Genomic DNA, 13184 nt, shown 5'->3' with positions numbered 1-13184 from the left:
ACGAATGCCTTCGGTCGACCCCCTGGATTGCATCTCACCCGACGATTGGGCGACCCGGCTGTCTGCCCCGCCGGTGCTGAGCAGCGACCAGACCGGATGGTCTCGCGGCACCGTGCGGCTTTGGCGCGAGGTCGAGCCGGAAAGCTATCCGCCGCTCGACCAGCACTGCTTGACGCTGCACCTCGGCAATGCACGGCGCATCGTTCGCCGCGGTGAAGGCGGCGTCGCTGAGGCCGACGTCCGTCCTGGCGCATTTTCGATCACGCCGTGGGGCGCCGCCTACGACTGGTCGACCACAGGCCCGGTCGACTACGCGGAACTCTACTTTTCGCCGGCAATTTTGCACCAGGTTTCCGACGAGGTGCTCGACAAGGACCTCCGCGGGCATTCGCTGCAGGATCCGCTCGGCGTCCTCGATCCGCTCGCCGAGGCGCTGTTCACGACAATGCTCGACGAGCTCGGCTCCATGCATGGCGGCTCAAAGCTGTTTCTGGACACGTTGTTCAACGCACTGGTGCTGCGTCTGGTGCGACTATTCGCCAATGCCGGCCCTAGTGCGTGTCCAAGGCGGCTGGCGCTCGCTCCCGAACGGACCCGGCGGGTGATCGACTACATCGAAGCCAACCTCGCGACCGACGTCGGCGTCACGGAACTGGCCGAGATCGCGGGAGTCAGCGCCTTCCACTTCACGCGGGCCTTCAAGAATGCCACCGGGACTACGCCTTACGCGTACTTGACCTCACGACGGGTCGCCGTTGCCAAGAGGGCGCTCGTCGACGGGAAGCTGAATGTCGCCGCCGTCGCGGCCCTCTGCGGGTTCAGGACCTCCGGTCAGTTCGCCCGCATGTTCAAGCAGGTGACAGGCATGACGCCGACACGGTTCAGGCAATGCTAGTGACGATCCCACTCTGGAGGATGGCGCCACAGTTGCCACCTGGTTTCGTGGCTTGCGAGGGGACCGCCTCGGACGTGTATGCTGCACTATCGGGGTGCCGTCCCCGTTGAAGAGGACTTCGTGATCCAGATGGACGTAGTTCGTTATCCGCTCTCCGACGCGACGGCTCCTGAGGACAGGCTGTGCGTCGGGATTGCGCAGATTGCGCCGGTCTGGTTCGACCGGGCGGCGACGCTCACCAAGACCGCCGAGGCGGCACGCCATGCGGCCGCGGCAGGCTGCGAGCTGGTCTGCTTCGGGGAGGCTCTGATTCCGGGTTATCCGTTCTGGCTTGAGCATAGCGATGGTGCCCGCTTCGACGATCCGCACCAGAAGGATCTGTTCTCCCGGTATCTCGAGCAAGGCGTAGTCATCGAGCGCGGTGATCTCGGTTCCGTGCAGGACGTCGCACGTACGGCGGGCATGGCGATCTATCTAGGTATCGTCGAAGCCGCGCCCGACCGCGGGGGTCACAGCCTCTACTGCACGCTTGTGTACATCGACCCCGAGGGGAACATCGCGAGCGCACATCGCAAGCTGCAGCCCACCTACGAGGAACGCCTGGTCTGGGCTGCGGGAGACGGTCACGGCCTGCGGACTCACCCACTGCCTCCGTTCCGGGTCGGCGGTCTCAATTGCTACGAGAACTGGATGCCGCTCCCCCGCGCCGCCCTCTACGCGCAAGGTGAGGATCTCCACGTCGCGGTTTGGCCCGGCGGCGACCACAACACGACCGACATCACGCGCTTCATGGCTCGCGAAAATCGGAGCTACGTCGTCTCAGCGTCGTCGGTGATGGCGCCCGAGCACATCCCCAGGGGTTTCGTCGCCGGGGACGCGATGAGGAGGTCCGGGCGGAGGTCATTCGCCAACGGCGGGTCGGCAATCGCCGGTCCGGACGGTCGGTTCGTCGTTCCGCCCCAGATCGGCCGGGAGGTGTTGATCATCGCGGAGCTCGACCATGCGAATGTACGTCGCGAGCGGCAGAATTTCGATGCCGCGGGCCACTACAGCCGTCCGGACGTGACGCGGCTGACCGTCGACCGCACGCGTCAGTCGACCGTAGTCTTCAAGGACTAGATCCGGCCATTACCTGGCCGGAGCTGGCGCCTGAGACCAAAGAGCGGCGACTGACCCGCCAGGAAAGCGGCCGGCCAACCGTGAAGCCGGCGCCTACGAACGTAGGCGCCGGCTAGGCGGCTTCTGCCGAACGACGTGGCCACGGCGAGACGCCACTGCACCTCGTTCACGCCGGCAGGCTCAATGAGCCGACTTCATCGCATCGTCGTGCTTCATCATGTCGGGATGGGCGGCCGCGAGCTTCTTGCAGCCGGCGTTCTTCATCATCTTGTCGTGGGACATCGCGTTGCACGCCTTCATCTTGCGCGTGTCAGCTGCGGACATCTTCGATGTGTCCGCCTGCATTGCGTCATGCTTCGCCATTGCATCCTGGGCGACCGCCGGCGCGGCCGCCGTGATCAGGAGAAGGGAGAGGGTCAGGAGGGTCTTTCGCATTTCGCTGTGCTCCTTGTGGGTCGTGGCGCCGGCACGGTGATCGCTCTCCTGCGACGACACATCAACGGTGACATTCATTGCAAAACGCCGCCGCTTCGGAGGCCACGTCGCGGGATCGCGGCGGGCCGGCTCGAAGGCTCGCGACCAGCATATCGCCGGGATCGAACCCTCGGATCCTAATATCACCGGAAGTCCAAGTATTACGGACGTTTTGCCAAGTGTGCTTCTGGAAGAGCACTACGGCGCAAGAAGCGCATTAAAATCGCAGCAATAAGCTAGTTTTCGCTGGATGCTCGCCGTGATTCGAGCGTAACCGCACAGTTGGAGGTAAGCCACGTCGAGGTTCCATGGTAGACGAGATGAGTCGGCGGCAGTCGATCACGTAAAGTGAGGGATGCGCGGTGATCGACTGCAGACACCCTGTCGTTAGAGTCGCTGGAAGCGAGGTCTTCGCGGATGCCGGAACAAGTCATGGCCGCCTCAGCGGTCAACAGTCTGCTCATGGCGATCATTGCCGCGTCAGAAGTGCCGCTCGTCCTGTTAGACGGCGACTGCACCGTCGTCGCCGCGAGCCGGTCCTTCAGCCAGATTTACGAGACGGACCCCGTGTGCGGGTCTGGTCTCTCGCTCTACGAAATACAGGATGGTGCATGGGAAGTTCCCGGACTCCGCTCGCTGCTCAGCGCCACGATCTCCGGTCATCCGCCGGTGGGGAAGCACGAGATCGACCACATCCAGCGTGGTCGAGGCTCCCGACGCCTGGTGCTCGGGGCGGAAAGGTTGGACTACGGCGATCCCGACAACACGCGACTGCTCTTGACGATCGCGGACGTCACCGATGCGCGTCTGGCCGAAAAGATCAGAGAACAGGTCCTGCATGAGAAGACGGTGCTCCTCAAAGAACTGCAGCACCGTATCGCCAACAGCCTGCAGATCATCGCCAGCGTCCTGATGCAGAGCGCAGGTCGGATCCATTCCGAGGAGACGAGGACCCACCTCTACGACGCTCACCACCGCGTCATGTCCGTAGCCGCGATCCAGCGCCATCTCTCTTCCGTGACGGACAGCGACGTAGAGATGGGCGCCTACCTGACCGAGCTTTGCGAGAGCCTCCGCGCCTCGATGATGAACGGCGACCAGGACCTGGAACTTCAAGTGAAGGTCGACGACAGCATGGCCACGGCCGATTTCTCGATGAGCATTGGGCTGGTGGTGACCGAACTAGTCATCAACGCGTTGAGACACGCTTTCCCGGATGGCCGCGGTGGTACGATCAACGTCACCTACGAGGGCCGTGACGAGGACTGGTCGCTCTCCGTCGTCGACGACGGCGTCGGGATCCCCACCGACCCCCTGCTCCGTCATGCCGGCCTGGGCACCAGCATCGTGAGCGCGATCGCACATCGGCTCTCGGCTCGGATCGAACGGGCCGACGCGAATCCGGGAACCAGGGTCTCGGTATCGAGTTCCGATCGCATGAAGGCCAGACCGTTGCTGAGATCCGTGTGAGGCCAGCTTGATGACTGGCCCAGGCGCCCTGCCCTATCCAGTTTCCCCTTTATCCTGGGACGGGATTTCCGCGCCGCCGCTGGTGAGCAGCAAGGGGAGCGGATCGACGAGGACGCTGATCCGCTGGTGGTGCGACGTCGATTCCGACATCGTTCAGCCGGCGCTGGATCAGCATTACCTGACAATACATCTTGGCGGTCCCAAACGAATCATTCGTCGCGGAGAGGGCGGTGCGAGATCGGTCGAGACGGACACAGGCGCACTGTCCATTGTGCCAGCCGGTGCGGCTTTCGACTGGCACACCGAGGGTCCGATCGAGTTCGCGCACATCTACCTGGCGCCGAGCCTGCTTAACCGCGTCTGCTTGGAGGAGCTGGACCGCGACAATGCTGCGTTGTGCCTCGAGGATCGGCTCGGCTTCCGCGACCCGCTCCTCCAGACGCTGTTTCTCGAGTTGCTGGAGGAGATCGCAGGGACGACCTCGGCATCGCGCCTCTACGTCGACACCCTGCTGCACTCGCTTCAACTGCGCCTGCTCAGATCGTATGCCAACGCGCCGTCGGCGCCGCTTAGACAACGGCATTCGATTGCGCCGTACCGTCTGCGCCGGGTGCTGGACTTCATGGAGGCCAACCTTGCCGAGGATGTCGCCTTGACGGATCTGGCGGCGGCCGCCGGAGCGAGCCCCTTCCATTTCAGCCGCGCCTTCGCGACGGCCACGGGAATGCCGCCGTACAGGTACCTGCTGATCCGACGGACCCAGCGGGCGAAGCATCTCCTGTCTACCGGCGACGGGTCCATGGGGGATGTCGCCCGCGAATGCGGCTTCAACAGTGCGGCCCAGTTCTCGAGGATGTTCAAGCTCATCACCGGAACCTCGCCGCTCAAGTTCAGGCAACGCTGATCAGGGTCTGGTCAGCCTGGTGTCGACCTGAGAATGGGCCCGATCCTGCCGTCGTCTGCGCCATCTTGCGCATAGCTCGATGGGATGTCGTCTAAGGGCTCGCTATCTGGTCCTTCCGCCCGCGAGGACCGTTGATGCCTTGTCGTCGGATTGGTTCGGGAACTGCTTGATGGTCATCACTCGCGGCTTTTCAGGACGAGGTCGGCCGGCGGGTCGCTCTTCGGGACGCATCCCGCCCGGCCAGCATCTGGTCTCGGATTTTCCCGTGCTGACCGCAGGCCCGACGCCGCGAACGCCCTTGGAGCGCTGGTCGCTGTCGCTGCGCGACGCGGAGCGCGATCTAACCGTGTTGAGCTGGGCCGACTTCGAGGCCCTGCCGCAGTCCGAGATGACCGCGGACATCCATTGCGTCACGAAATGGACGAAGCTGGACACGCACTGGCGCGGCGTGACCGTGGACGACCTCCTCAAGGCGGCCGGTCTGACGAACCCGCCGGGCATGTTCGCCACGGCCGAATGCGACGGCGGATACACGACGAACCTGCCCGTGGCGGACCTTATCGATGGAAAGGCCATGGTCGCGACGCATTTCGGCGGCGAACCCCTGACGCCGGCCCACGGCGGCCCGGCGCGCCTGCTGGTTCCCCACCTGTACTTCTGGAAGAGCGCCAAGTGGGTCCGCAGCCTCCGTTTCCGCGACGGTGACCATCCGGGCTTCTGGGAGTCGCTGGGATATCACATCTACGGCGACCCCTGGCGCGAGCAGCGCTACACAGGCGACACATGACCAGCGCTGCGCCCTTGCCCTTGCGCTGGCGGACCGCGACCGTGATCGCGAGGCGTCCCGAGACGTCGCAGGTCGCGACGCTCGTCCTCGACGTCCCCGGCTGGCCGGGGCACCGAGCGGGTCAGCATGTGGATCTGCGGTTGACGGCTGCGGACGGATACCAGGCCCAACGCAGCTACTCGATCGCTTCCGCGAACGACGGCACCGCAGTCGCCATCACCGTCGAGCGCGTCGCCGACGGGGAGGTGTCGCCCTTTCTGCTGGACGAGGTCCGGATTTCGGACGATCTGGAGCTCCGTGGTCCCATCGGTGCATACTTCGTCTGGAACCCGGAGGCCGGGAATCCGCTGCTTCTGATCGCCGGAGGCTCGGGCGTCGCCCCTTTGATGTCGATACTGCGTGCACGAGCCCAGGCACCGGATCCGCCGGCTGCCCGCTTGCTCTATTCGTCTCGTGACGAGGCAAGCATCATCTACCGTGATGAGCTCGACCGGATGGCGACCGCCACCGGGGGACCCGGAATCCTCTACACGTTGACACGCGAGCGGCCGACGGTCTGGAGCGGTGCGCTCGGACGGATCGACCGGGCGATGCTCGAGCGCGTCGGCTTTCCCCCGACCGACGAGCCGCTCGCGTTCGTCTGCGGTCCGACCCCGTTCGTCGAGCAGGTCGCGGCCGACCTCGTGGCTCTCGGGTATCCCGGGGAGAGGATACGAACCGAGCGTTTCGGACCTACGGGAGCTGTCGGATGACTGACGAAGTACACCCGCTGGATGGGAACGCTGCCGCCGGCCCGCTGAGCAGGTTGTTCACCTCGGACGTCAGCGGCGCGGTCGTCGTGTGCGGGGGGTGCGGTCGGGAGGGGGCGATTGCGACGCTCGCGTTGTACGGGAGGGACACCGGTCTCGTGCTCCGTTGCCCGACCTGCGGGACGGTAAACCTCCGCGTGCTGGATACGGGACCGACGATCCACCTCGACCTGCGGGGCTCCGTCCGCATGTCCGTACGCCTCGCCCTGGACTAGTCGCGCCCCCGCTTTTCAGTTTGCGGGAGCTTTGCCTGTGGCAGGTCTCGCACGCGTCGAAGGGCGCGGACCGGCCCCCGTTCCGGGCCAAGCGGCACGGACGTTTGCTCCGCAGGCATTCGGCGTGATCCTGCCTCCGGACGAACGGGCGAGAGGCGGCCTCCGGTCCCTGACTCGCCTGTGCTGCGATATGGAACCGCGGGCACGGCTTTTCCTGCGAATCCATGGCTTTGCTGCTGCAAAACGCGGTGACGTGTGTTGCGCTGTCCCGGAAGCGCACCGCCTCTCGCCGTCTCTGTTAGGCTCCCACAGACGGCGGAAACGTCCTGAGGGAAACGATTGATGGCGAGCATGGACGCATCCCGTCCCGACGAGACCGGTCCACACGATCGGACCCTCGGCGGTGGCCCCGACGTCGAGCGATCCGGAGGTTGGGCCATCACGATGGCCCTGGCCATCGTCTTCCTGTGGTTCGGCGGCTTGAAGTTCTTCAGCTTCGAGCAGCAGGGCCTAGTCGGGTTGATCTCGAACAATCCCCTGATCTCGTGGCTCTATGCGCTCTTCGGGGTGGCGGGGGGCGCGATCTTCCTCGGCGTCTTCGAGATCGCGACCGGGCTGCTGATCGCAGGCCGGCTCCTAGATCCCCGCTTGTCCGTGGTCGGCAGTGCCATGGGCGTCTGGTCGTTCCTCCTGACGTTGTCATGCATGTTCACGACGCCGGGCGTTATCCAGTCCGGCTATGAGGGTACGCCCGCGCTTTCGGCGCTTCCGGGAGCATTCCTGCTCAAGGATGTCGTTCTGCTCTCTGCTTGCTGGTGGCATCTGGGCACGTCGCTCAGAGAGATGCGTCGGCGCCGACGGACCTAGGCATGTCGTCGATCTTGGATGCTGAGCGACCAAAGGCACCAGGGACATCAGTGGCGCTACCGTCACCATAACCCCGGCAAGGACATCGCATGGGCGACGTTCAACTCCTGGCCGCGCTAGTCCCGGTCATCCTGCTGCTCATGCTCGGGATCACCGCGGCACTGGGGTCCCGCGCGATGGGCCTGAGTCCGATCGTTGGATACCTGATGCTCGGGCTGGGGCTGCGTTTGGCCGGCCTAAACATGGTACTGGACGGCGGAACGATCGCGATCCTCGCGGCGCTCGGCGTCGTGTTCCTGCTGTTCGACATCGGGCTCGACTTCTCGTTTACGCACATCCGGTCTCACGCTTCCGACATCTTCGGACTTGGTCCGGTGCAGGTGCTCGCTGGAACGGTGGTGTTCTGCGGATTGGCCTTGCTCGCGGGGTTTCCGCTTGCGGCCGCACTGATCATCGGCGCTACGCTTGCGCTCTCCTCGACGGCGGTGGTCGCGCGCCTGATTGCCGAGCGGCATCAGCAGAACTGCCCTGTTGGCCTGACCGCAACCGCGATCCTGATCTTCCAGGACGTCGCAGCGATCTTCCTGTTGATCGTCGCCGGTGCTCTCGAAACGCATACGCCCCTGCTTCCCGCCCTAATTGTCGCCCTGGCCAAGGCGGCCGCGGCCTTCGGAGTGGCGCTGCTGCTTGGCCGGTTCGTGGTCAGGCCGGCCTTCGCGATGATCGCACGGAGCCGGAACGAAGAGGTGTTCACGGGCATAGCGCTGCTCGTCGCGCTTGCCGCCGGCTGGGCGACCGGCTCCGTCGGCCTTTCGTTGACCCTGGGCGCATTTCTCGGCGGGATGATCATCGCCGAGACCCCCTACCGTGCGGTCGTGCAATCGGAGATCAAGCCCTTCAGAGGCCTGTTCCTGAGCTTCTTCTTCATCGCCGTCGGGTTGTCGATCGACGTCGCCGCATTGCTGCGGGTCTGGCCGGCCTTGCTCGGCGTGACGGCAGTCCTCATCGCTGCGAAGATCGCAGCGAACGCCGTCGCGAGCTTCTCCTTCCGGTGGTCGGCTCCCGGCTCGACCCAGCTGAGCTTCCTCCTCGCCCAGGGATCCGAATTCGCGTTCGTCATCCTGAGCCTATCGCCGATCCGGCAACTGGTCGGCGAACGCGCGAGCGCGGTGCTGATCGCCTCGGTGGCTATCAGCCTGGCCGTGACGCCGACGCTCGCCGAAGTCGGACGCAACCTCGCCGGTCGCATGCGTCTACGACGACCGGTGCCGGCCGACCCCGAGCTTGTGCCCCACGCGGAGATCGAGCCGGTGTTCATAGCGGGCATGGGCAGCGCCGGGCGGACGCTGGCCGACGCTCTGCAAGCCTTCGGCATCGGCTACGCGGCGATCGAGCGTGACGAGCGGCGTCTGCGTCGGGCGGTCGCGGACGGCTACAAGGTCGGGTTCGGCGATTTCGCCGATCCGCGGATCTGGGGTCCGATTGCGCTGCACGGTCGCCGCATCAGCGTCCTGACGACGCCTTCGTTCGAGGTGTCGCACGAGTTGTCGTCGTCCATGCTGGATCTCTACCCTGCCCTGACCCGCATCGTCATCGTCCATGACGAAGTCGAGGCGCAGAGGTTCAGCTCGATCGGCATGTTGACGGTGATCGACCGGAGCGTGCCGGCCGGCCTCGACGTCGCGGAGCTTGTGCTGCGCCAGCTCGGAGTCGAACCGGCCAGGATCACACGCTGGCTCGTCGACGAGGTGGCGCGCTCGCTGGGGCCGCGCCCTGCCAGGGCCGAAGCAGCGTGAGGTCATCCGCCCGAACGGTCCGCACGATCGTACCGCCGTCCGATCCGCCTCCAGGGAGCTGCTCCCGGCTCGGGTGGCCCCGTAACTTCACGAGTTGTGACAACGAACACATCACGTGCTCACGACGTTGACCTGATCAGCTCCGGTCGAATCCGCCCCAGTAGGAGACGTCCACCATGCCGAAGACCTTCATGTTCGCGACGGGCATCGAGAACTCCAATCCGACCATCAATGGGGGACGCACCCGTATCGACGAACTCGAGAGCTGCGGCCACTACCGGCACTGGAAGACGGACATCGATCTCGTGCGGGAGATGTGCATTAGCTACCTGCGCTACGGACCACCTCTTCATCGTACATGGCTCGGCGACGGTCACTACGACTGGGAGTTCGCCGATCTCGCCTTTGCCGAGATATACCGCAACAACATCGTCGCGATCGTCGACCTGTGCCACTTCGGTCTCCCCGATTGGCTGGGTAATTTCCAGAACAGCGACTTCCCCAGGCTGTTCGCAAGGTACGCAGCCGACTTCGCGGCGCGCTACCCCTTCATCCAGTTCTACACGCCGGTGAACGAGATGTTCATCTGCGCGCTCTTCTCCGCCAAGTACGGCTGGTGGAACGAGGAGGGTGTCACGGACCAAACCTTCGTGACGGCCCTGAAGAATCTGGTGCGGGCGAACGTTCTGGCGATGCGTGCCATCTTGAAGGTCCGTCCGGACGCGATCTTCATCCAGTCCGAATCTTCCGAGTACTTTCATGCCGAGGGTCCGAGCGCCATCGATAAGGCCGAGATGCTGAACTCGATGCGCTTCCTGAGCCTCGATCTGAATTACGGAACTCGTGTCGATTCTGGAATGTACCAATACCTCGCCGACAACGGCATGAGCCGGGACGAGTACGACTTTTTCATGAACCAGCGACTGAAACCGCACTGCATCATGGGTAACGACTATTACTGGACCAATGAACACCGGGTCATGATGGATGGCGACAGCCGAGCATCGGGCGAGGTGATCGGCTACGACGCGATAACCAAGCAGTACTACGAGCGCTATCGCCTGCCGGTCATGCACACCGAAACCAACTTCAACGACGGCGCCGACGGCGAAGGCGCGGTGGACTGGCTGTGGAAGCAATGGGCGAACGTCCTGCGGGTGCGGAACGACGGCGTCCCGATCCTCGGCTTCACATGGTATTCGCTGACAGACCAGGTCGACTGGGATTCGGCGCTCCGCGAGACCAACGGCAACGTCAATCCCGTCGGGCTGTTCGACCTGAACCGCAACATCCGACCGGTCGGCAAGGCCTACAAGCACCTGATGTCGCAATGGTGCACCGTCCTGCCGACCCAGAGCATGTGCCTGGTCGTTCCGACGATCTGGCCGCAGGAGTACGACGAGCCGCATGCAAGGCGGCGCCGTGCGGAGGCGCTCGAATATGGGACTTGGCTCGATGGCAGCGAAGCAGGCACCTAGAACGGCGCGTGCCGCTAGCGCCGCCGGTAGGGAGTCGGCGACGGGGCCGGTCACTCGCGGTGACCGACGTGGTCGCCGCGAGCGCGGTCGGGCCGCCCTTCCACTACTCATGAGCGGTGATGGAACCCGAGTGCGTTACCGGGCGCGAAGCGCGGCTGCTCGCCGGCGAACGTCGTGTGAAGGCGTCGGCACCGAGGTTTCTGTCACTCAACCGAAGGAAGCACGATGCGTCTCGCGATGATCGGTCAGGGTCGGCTGGCGGTCTACGTCACCGGCCGCCTGATCGAGGCTGGGCACGAGGTCGTGGTCTTCGATCCAGGCGCGCAAGCGGGCGACGCGGTCGCCGTCGAGGGTGCCGCTGCGGCCGGGTCACTTGACGAACTGCTGGCGTGGCTCGAACCGCCCCGCATACTCTGGATCATGCTAGCACCCGGCGAGCCGACCGAAGTCGCGATCGCCGACCTGGTCGAGCTCGGTTCCCCGGGCGACGTCGTGGTCGACGGGAGCGACACCTTCTACAAGGACGACATCCGGAGGGCGGCGTCCTGCAGCGCGCGGGGAATCCACCTTTTAGACGTCGGAATCATGGACGGGCATTCCGGCAGCCGACGCGGCTATTGCATGGCGATCGGGGGCGACGCGGCGTCCGTCAAGTTGCTCGACCCGATCTTCGACGCGCTGGCGCCCGGCGCGGGAGACATCGCCCCCACGCGAAGTCGGCTCGGCTCCGACGACCGCGCGGAGCGGGGCTACGTCCACGCCGGTCCGACCGGTGCCGGCCGTTTCGTCAAGATGGTCCACGACGCGGTCGGGATCGGGCTCATGCAGGCATACGCCGAAGGTTTCGACATCCTCCAAGGCCGCGGATCCGCGAAACTGCCGGACGAGTCGCGGTTCCAGTTCGACCTCGCCGACATCGCCGAGATGTGGAGGCGCGCGAGCGCGACGTCGTCCCGGCTGCTCGACCTGACCGCTTCGGCGCTGGCGGAGCAAGGTGATCTGAACAGGTTCAACGGTCGGGTCAGCGACCCCGGCGAAGGCCACCGCACGATCGAGGCGGCCATGGAGGAGACCGTTCCCGCGCACGTACTGTCCGCCGCCCTGTTCGCACGGTACCGCAGCCGGGTCGACGCCACGTTCGGCGACAAGGTCCTATCCGCCACGCTGTTCGGCCTCAGCGGCCACTGGACGCTCGAGCCTTGAAAGGGCGGAACCGCGCGACCGCCGCCCAGCCCTCGTCCCCCGAAGCGCTGACTGTGCAACCCCGTAGCCTGGCGATGATGATCAGCCAACGGCAGCCGCGTCTTGCGCAATGCTGGATCAATTCGGGCGTTATAGGCCTGCTTGTGGGCGCAGCGAACCCTCGAACGACTCCGTTTTACCGTTGCCGCGACTATCGTCGCCAGCCCGGTACGGTTAGGTTGCGGCCAACGGCGGACGGATCATGAAGAATGTTCTCGCAGGACCAGTAGACGTCTCGGCCGGCGAACCGGTGTCCGACATCGATCGCCAGGTGCATATCATGACGACGATGCACTTCGTGATCACAGGTGCGCGCGCAACCACGGTGACCGAAGCGGTCGGCCGTTCCGGCATGTACCTCACTTCGGTGTCGATGACACTGGTCGCGCTCGGCTTCATCAGCACCGCGACGCAGATGGGCACGGGCTTCTACGTCTTCGCGTTCGTGCTGCTGTCGTGCCTCGTGCCGCTCGGCATCGTCACGTTCAACCGGGTGGTGCAGACAGGGGTGCAGGACCTGCGCCTCAGCTACAATGAGGCGCGTATCTGGGCCTTCTACGCCGACGTGTCGCCGGGCCTGGACCGGTGGTTCGATCATCCCGTTGGGGATGCGCACGCCAACCACGACCTGTTCACTGCCGGCGGGTCGAAATTCCAGATGCTCTTCACCGCGGCGAGCATGGTCGGCGGGGTGAGCAGCGCCGTGATCGCGGTTCTCGTCAGCTTGGCGGTGGCGCGCTCACTGCACGCCGGCCTGCTGTTCGCCACCATCGCGGGCGTCATCGCGTTCGCGGTCGCGGGCTGGATCCATCTGAGGGTCGAGGCTGCCCATTTCGCCGCGCTCGAGCGCTTCAAAGCCACAATGCCCTGAAGGATTGCAATGAGCCACATCACCTATCGCGTCGTCGAACATGACGGCGGCTGGACCTACAAGCAGGGCGACACCTTCGCGGAGACGTTCGCGACCCACAACGAGGCTCGCAAGGCCGCGGCGATGGCATGCCGGGAGCAGGGAGTGCCCGGTGAGGTCGCGTACATCGAGTTCCAGAATGCGGATGGAACCTGGGTCGCCGAACGCGCCAATGGAGATGACCGTCCCGATATCGATGTGGAGGGATAGAGCCTCTT

General features: G+C 64.9%; 14 protein-coding genes. 13 read left to right on the top strand and 1 reads right to left on the bottom strand.

All coding sequences use genetic code 11. From position 1 onward, the window contains the following. Positions 1 to 4: 4 nt before the first annotated feature. Entirely contained in the window at positions 5 to 895 is an 891-nt protein-coding gene (locus KX816_05060) for an AraC family transcriptional regulator (GenBank protein ID QXQ07399.1), read from the top strand. A 120-nt stretch (positions 896 to 1015) separates the two neighbouring features. After that, positions 1016 to 2014 (top strand): carbon-nitrogen hydrolase family protein, encoded by a 999-nt coding sequence (locus KX816_05055; protein ID QXQ07398.1) that lies wholly within the window; start codon positions 1016 to 1018, stop codon positions 2012 to 2014. A gap of 180 nt (positions 2015 to 2194) precedes the next feature. Here the strand turns inward: KX816_05055 and KX816_05050 are convergent, their stop codons facing one another. Continuing rightward, entirely contained in the window at positions 2195 to 2527 is a 333-nt protein-coding gene (locus KX816_05050) for a hypothetical protein (protein ID QXQ07397.1), read from the bottom strand. Between the two features lie 393 nt (positions 2528 to 2920). Between KX816_05050 and KX816_05045 the strand changes: the two genes are divergently transcribed. The 11 genes from KX816_05045 to KX816_04995 all read left to right on the top strand — a co-directional run bounded on the left by KX816_05045 (position 2921) and on the right by KX816_04995 (position 13176). Beyond that, positions 2921 to 3958, top strand: a complete 1038-nt coding sequence (locus KX816_05045) for a sensor histidine kinase (protein QXQ07396.1) — start codon at positions 2921 to 2923, stop codon at positions 3956 to 3958. 10 nt (positions 3959 to 3968) lie between these two features. Further along, positions 3969 to 4862 carry an AraC family transcriptional regulator gene (locus KX816_05040; protein ID QXQ07395.1) on the top strand — a complete coding sequence of 298 codons (894 nt, stop codon included), beginning with the start codon at positions 3969 to 3971 and terminating at the stop codon, positions 4860 to 4862. A gap of 169 nt (positions 4863 to 5031) precedes the next feature. Further along, positions 5032 to 5649: a sulfite oxidase-like oxidoreductase gene (locus KX816_05035; protein ID QXQ07394.1), complete on the top strand. Its 618-nt coding sequence runs from the start codon at positions 5032 to 5034 to the stop codon at positions 5647 to 5649. Then, positions 5646 to 6401, top strand: coding sequence for a ferredoxin reductase (locus tag KX816_05030; protein ID QXQ07393.1), 756 nt, complete (start codon positions 5646 to 5648; stop codon positions 6399 to 6401). The genes KX816_05035 and KX816_05030 overlap by 4 nt, the downstream gene beginning before the upstream one ends. Continuing rightward, entirely contained in the window at positions 6398 to 6673 is a 276-nt protein-coding gene (locus KX816_05025; protein ID QXQ07392.1) for a hypothetical protein, read from the top strand. The genes KX816_05030 and KX816_05025 overlap by 4 nt, the downstream gene beginning before the upstream one ends. Positions 6674 to 7015: 342 nt before the next feature. After that, on the top strand, positions 7016 to 7540 hold the full coding sequence (locus tag KX816_05020; protein QXQ07391.1) for a YkgB family protein: 525 nt from the start codon (positions 7016 to 7018) through the stop codon (positions 7538 to 7540). Positions 7541 to 7680: 140 nt separating this feature from the next. Continuing rightward, complete coding sequence (locus KX816_05015; protein QXQ07390.1) at positions 7681 to 9336, top strand: cation:proton antiporter; 1656 nt, start codon at positions 7681 to 7683, stop codon at positions 9334 to 9336. Between the two features lie 176 nt (positions 9337 to 9512). Next, positions 9513 to 10814 (top strand): family 1 glycosylhydrolase, encoded by a 1302-nt coding sequence (locus tag KX816_05010; protein ID QXQ07389.1) that lies wholly within the window; start codon positions 9513 to 9515, stop codon positions 10812 to 10814. A gap of 225 nt (positions 10815 to 11039) precedes the next feature. After that, positions 11040 to 12017 (top strand): NADP-dependent phosphogluconate dehydrogenase, encoded by a 978-nt coding sequence (locus tag KX816_05005; GenBank protein QXQ07388.1) that lies wholly within the window; start codon positions 11040 to 11042, stop codon positions 12015 to 12017. A gap of 241 nt (positions 12018 to 12258) precedes the next feature. After that, positions 12259 to 12927, top strand: a complete 669-nt coding sequence (locus tag KX816_05000; protein ID QXQ07387.1) for a hypothetical protein — start codon at positions 12259 to 12261, stop codon at positions 12925 to 12927. Between the two features lie 9 nt (positions 12928 to 12936). Then, positions 12937 to 13176: a DUF2188 domain-containing protein gene (locus KX816_04995; protein ID QXQ07386.1), complete on the top strand. Its 240-nt coding sequence runs from the start codon at positions 12937 to 12939 to the stop codon at positions 13174 to 13176. The last annotated feature ends 8 nt before the right edge of the window (positions 13177 to 13184 follow it).

The organism is Sphingosinicellaceae bacterium, from assembly GCA_019285715.1.
Taxonomy (GTDB): Bacteria; Pseudomonadota; Alphaproteobacteria; order Sphingomonadales; family Sphingomonadaceae; genus Glacieibacterium.
This window is presented reverse-complemented; position numbering and strand designations above follow the sequence as displayed.

What these genes read in the sequence shown, in the direction of transcription:
- KX816_05060 (QXQ07399.1), top strand. Translation starts at nt 5, where the DNA reads ATGCCTTCGGTCGACCCCCTGGATTGCATCTCACCCGACGATTGGGCG.
- KX816_05050 (QXQ07397.1), bottom strand. Translation starts at nt 2,527, where the DNA reads ATGAATGTCACCGTTGATGTGTCGTCGCAGGAGAGCGATCACCGTGCC.
- KX816_05045 (QXQ07396.1), top strand. Translation starts at nt 2,921, where the DNA reads ATGGCCGCCTCAGCGGTCAACAGTCTGCTCATGGCGATCATTGCCGCG.
- KX816_05040 (QXQ07395.1), top strand. Translation starts at nt 3,969, where the DNA reads ATGACTGGCCCAGGCGCCCTGCCCTATCCAGTTTCCCCTTTATCCTGG.
- KX816_05035 (QXQ07394.1), top strand. Translation starts at nt 5,032, where the DNA reads ATGGTCATCACTCGCGGCTTTTCAGGACGAGGTCGGCCGGCGGGTCGC.
- KX816_05030 (QXQ07393.1), top strand. Translation starts at nt 5,646, where the DNA reads ATGACCAGCGCTGCGCCCTTGCCCTTGCGCTGGCGGACCGCGACCGTG.
- KX816_05025 (QXQ07392.1), top strand. Translation starts at nt 6,398, where the DNA reads ATGACTGACGAAGTACACCCGCTGGATGGGAACGCTGCCGCCGGCCCG.
- KX816_05020 (QXQ07391.1), top strand. Translation starts at nt 7,016, where the DNA reads ATGGCGAGCATGGACGCATCCCGTCCCGACGAGACCGGTCCACACGAT.
- KX816_05015 (QXQ07390.1), top strand. Translation starts at nt 7,681, where the DNA reads ATGCTCGGGATCACCGCGGCACTGGGGTCCCGCGCGATGGGCCTGAGT.
- KX816_05010 (QXQ07389.1), top strand. Translation starts at nt 9,513, where the DNA reads ATGCCGAAGACCTTCATGTTCGCGACGGGCATCGAGAACTCCAATCCG.
- KX816_05005 (QXQ07388.1), top strand. Translation starts at nt 11,040, where the DNA reads ATGCGTCTCGCGATGATCGGTCAGGGTCGGCTGGCGGTCTACGTCACC.
- KX816_05000 (QXQ07387.1), top strand. Translation starts at nt 12,259, where the DNA reads ATGAAGAATGTTCTCGCAGGACCAGTAGACGTCTCGGCCGGCGAACCG.
- KX816_04995 (QXQ07386.1), top strand. Translation starts at nt 12,937, where the DNA reads ATGAGCCACATCACCTATCGCGTCGTCGAACATGACGGCGGCTGGACC.